Below are 3,911 nucleotides of genomic sequence, written 5' to 3'. Positions count from 1 at the left end.
GCAGGGTCAAAGAAACCAATATCATCAAAGACTGAGCGGCGATAAGCCATGTTTGCCCCTGTACCGAATTCGCCAGTACCTAGGAGTCTCCAATGGATTTTGTTGCCTCGATTAACCTGATACCATTTACGGCTCATGCCTCGCCCGAAGCCACCATACATTTCAAATAGCACTTGTGTTTCGGTTTCCAATTCATAAGGCACAACTAACCCAGTCACTGCCATAACGTCAGGATGTTTAATAAACACTAGCGCTAATGCTTTTACCCATGCTGAATCAACTACTACATCATCATCAGTATAGGCAATAATGTCTCCTTTAGCTTCAAGAACAGCTCTGTTCCTCGCCCAATCTAAACCCGGACGAGGTTCACAGATATAACGAATATTAGCATAAGTTTCTACTAGTTTTTTTGTGCTATCATTGGTAGGGGCATTATCAACAACTATAATATCTAAGTAAGGATAATCGAGTTGATTGATAGCATCTAAACATAGAGAAAGATTAGGAGTGCGATCGCGAGTACAAACCGCAACCGTTACTAACGGCAACTTGCCCTTATACTCCGGTGGTTGCACATCAAACAAATCCTCAAGACACAAGCTTTCCCGTCCGAGAGGTAAGGATAATCCATTGTACAAAAGACGATTGATAATCGTCTCGCTATGGTCTTCCAGAATACGTTTACTTAAGGTTTGAGCTGTGCAGTGACCATTAGTAATTGGTGCTTTAACATATCCAATTGGCGCACCATGGAAGCGAAGCAGTCCTTGCACTCCCATATAGCCATCTAAACCATCAAGAGTAGTCAGGGGGCGGCTCAACTCAATGTCCACTACTTTGATTGGATAAAGCATAACCGAAAATTCCTTATATCATCAGCAGTGAACGGTGTAATAAATTTCCAAGCAAGAGCTTGAAATATAGACTACCTCGGCGTTTCGTTAAATCCGCATAACTGACTGATAAACCCGGTTTATTAACATAATTATCAGATTTCAGCTTAGTGATCATTCTAAATACGCTTTTAATGAACAAGATATACAACCCATAGCGAAAAATAGGGGTAATAAAATCCGCTTTCAAAGCTTGAGATAGCCAAAATAATGTACTGCGATCGCTACTACACTGACTACTTTGTCGTGCCAAATACATATAAAAACTACTCTTAGACAATCGATAAAGTGCTGCTGGAATCTCCGGATGCCTTTGTTGAACGTCACCTAGCATCAAACCATGAGACTTAGCCATTTGGCTGTAGTCGCGAGACATACTACTAACAATCTTGCGATAGCCAATCATAAATTCCGGCACAACAGCAAATTTATAATGTTCTGCAATGCCCAGATAGAGCTCCCAATCCTCACACCCCTGAGCCTGTTGTGCGTTCAATTGACAGTTGTAGCCACCCACGGTCTCAAAACAACAGGCGCGAATCACAGATGCACTAGCATTGCCTAAAAAGTTATGACATACCAGAGTTTTATAAACCTTTCCCTCTATAGTTGAAGCACGGAAATCTCCAGTCAGTGAATTTTCTTCATTAATATCCACCGACCAAGCATAAACCAACCCTACCGATGGCTTTGTTGCCAAGAAGCGTTTAACTTGCTTTTCTAAATTTTGCGGATACCAAATATCATCAGCATCCAGGGGAGCAATATAATCTCCCTTCGCGTTTTTAATCCCTAAATTACGAGCAGCAGCCACCCCTAAATTTGGTTGTTGTAGTAAACACGCTGATCGTCCTCAGCAATAGATTGAACAATCTCAGAGGATATCTGAAAAGTTTTTTGATACTGAATTTTGCCCCCCTAGCCCCCCAACTTTGGGGGAAGAGTCCATTTGCTTCTAAAAGTCCCCCAAAATTGGGGGACCAACGGGGGCTTGGATGTAGCAAATGGGACTTCTCAGACAACCTCTCAGCTGTGCGGTCTTGAGAACCGTCATCTACCACTATCACTTCCAGGTTTTTATAGGTCTGAGAAAGAACAGACTGTAATGTGATTTCAATAAACTGCTCTGTATTATAGGCAGGGATAATCACTGAAACCAGTGGTAAGCTATCAACTGTTTTAACAACCGACATTTGGTGATTTAAATTTTATATCTATACTTTTCACAGAGATAAACTGAGTTTTTAATTTAGCTATCAGCGTTTAGCTATATCAAATGGGCTGACTATCCGCTGACTGCTGATACCGGATTGCTGACTGCTCAACCTGTAGACACAACCTCTATTACAAGTACAGAGTTACTCAGTCAATTCAGGACTTTTTGAAAAAAAAATCCCTACTAGGGATTATTCGGTAGTTTTGTTAAAGCCAATCAACGAGTTAGTTTAATTTATTATCAACTGATAATTTTAACTAAACTAATGTTAAACTAGTGGAGGGTATTATTGAGATGCAGAGTAACGATTTAATCTCAAAATATCAATCAGTAATTGAAGGTAAATTCTCTAAAGAATGGTTGACTCTGCTAGACTAACTATCTCCGTCATTATCCCCGTATACAACGGAGGGGAAGACTTTCACCAATGTCTTGCCAGACTATCTCAAGCTGCATCCCCTCCCGATCAAGTGATTGTAGTAGCTGACGGCGATACTGATGGCTCATGGCGTCTAGCCCAAGACTTTGGAGCCACAGTAATTCGATTGCCCACAGCAGGGGGTCCCGCTAAAGCCCGAAACCTGGGAGCGAAAGTAGCACAGAGCGATATCCTGTTCTTTATAGATGCTGATGTAGCAATCTATCGGGATACTATTGCTCAAGTGCTGAAAATCTTTAACAATGAACCTAATTTAACCGCTTTAATTGGTTCCTATGACGATGCTCCCGGTGCTGCTAATTTCCTTTCCCAGTACAAAAATTTACTCCACCACTACACTCACCAAACCGCATCTGAACAAGCATCGACCTTCTGGGGTGCCTGTGGCGCAATCCGTCGTGACATCTTTATTGCCATGGGTGGCTTTGAGGAAAATTATCGTCAACCCTGTATTGAAGACATTGAGTTAGGCTATCGACTCAAGCAAGAAGGTTATAGGATTAAACTGTGTAAGACTCTACGAGTGAAACATCTCAAGCGCTGGGGAATCATTTCTCTACTTAGAGCTGACTTTTTCTACCGCGCCTTGCCCTGGACTGCCATAATTCTCAAGGTTCGCGATGCAAGTCCGGAAAACTGTCGTGAGTTTATCAGTGACTTGAACCTAAAACTGTCTAGTCGTATTAGTGTGGTGTTGGTCTATGCTCTACTAAGTGCTTTAGTTACAGCTTATTGGTGGTCTAGTACTCTGATTGCTATGGCTACCTGTGTGTTTAGTCTCGCCCTGCTAGTACTCAACAGACCTGTCTACCAATTCTTTTATCAAAAGCGTGGTCTACTATTCACTATACGAACCGTTCCATGGCACTGGCTGTATTACTTTTACAGCGGACTTGCGTTTGCCATTGGTATAGTTCGTTATTGGTTTAAAAAGTACATAAAAACTCTGATAGACTTGCCTAATATATCAGGCTTAAATCATTATTGAAGCCTGATATATTGCTGAATCATTAATCTAAACAAACTGAACAATAACATTTAATAATAACTGTTATGATAACGTTATTTTAACGTTAAATATAAGGTTTAATTTTAGGGTTAACCTAGAATTGCGATCGCTATGGAATAAAAATCGATATTCTCCTACTAAGCACTCAACACTCACCACTGACGCACTATAATCCATGGAACATTATCCCGTAGTGATTACAGGCGCAGGACCGGCTGGTCTTACTGCTGCCTATGACCTGGTTAAACAAGGCATTAAACCTATCGTTCTAGAAAAATCCAATAAAGTCGGTGGTATTGCTCGCACCGAAGTCTACAAAGGCTATCGCTTCGATATTGGTGGTCATCGCTT

The 3,911-nt window shown here is 41.3% G+C and carries 4 protein-coding genes and 1 pseudogene; 2 read left to right on the top strand and 3 right to left on the bottom strand.

Annotation, left to right across the window (positions count from 1 at the left end):
* The 3 genes and pseudogenes from F6K57_RS38960 to F6K57_RS38950 form a co-directional block, all read right to left on the bottom strand.
* The coding region (locus F6K57_RS38960) for a glycosyltransferase family A protein (protein WP_293074024.1) at window positions 1-857 on the bottom strand (857 nt) is incomplete at its 3' end.
* Between the two features lie 13 nt (window positions 858-870).
* Entirely contained in the window at window positions 871-1,710 is an 840-nt protein-coding gene (locus F6K57_RS38955; RefSeq protein ID WP_293074022.1) for a glycosyltransferase, read from the bottom strand.
* Between the two features lie 211 nt (window positions 1,711-1,921).
* A pseudogene (locus tag F6K57_RS38950) lies at window positions 1,922-2,089 on the bottom strand (glycosyltransferase); the annotation flags it as partial.
* A 379-nt stretch (window positions 2,090-2,468) separates the two neighbouring features.
* Between F6K57_RS38950 and F6K57_RS38945 the strand changes: the two are divergent.
* Entirely contained in the window at window positions 2,469-3,539 is a 1,071-nt protein-coding gene (locus F6K57_RS38945) for a glycosyltransferase (protein ID WP_293074021.1), read from the top strand.
* A gap of 196 nt (window positions 3,540-3,735) precedes the next feature.
* A partial coding sequence (locus tag F6K57_RS38940; protein ID WP_293074026.1) for an NAD(P)-binding protein occupies window positions 3,736-3,911 on the top strand: 176 nt, incomplete at its 3' end.

This window comes from Moorena sp. SIO4A5 (assembly GCF_010672005.1).
In the GTDB taxonomy this organism is placed as follows: domain Bacteria; phylum Cyanobacteriota; class Cyanobacteriia; order Cyanobacteriales; family Coleofasciculaceae; genus Moorena.
The sequence above is the reverse complement of the archived record's forward strand: the minus strand, read 5'-3'. Positions and strand labels throughout refer to the sequence as shown.

Excerpts from the sequence above, each read along its gene's own strand:
- F6K57_RS38945 (WP_293074021.1), top strand. The coding sequence starts at position 2,469 with ATGGTTGACTCTGCTAGACTAACTATCTCCGTCATTATCCCCGTATAC.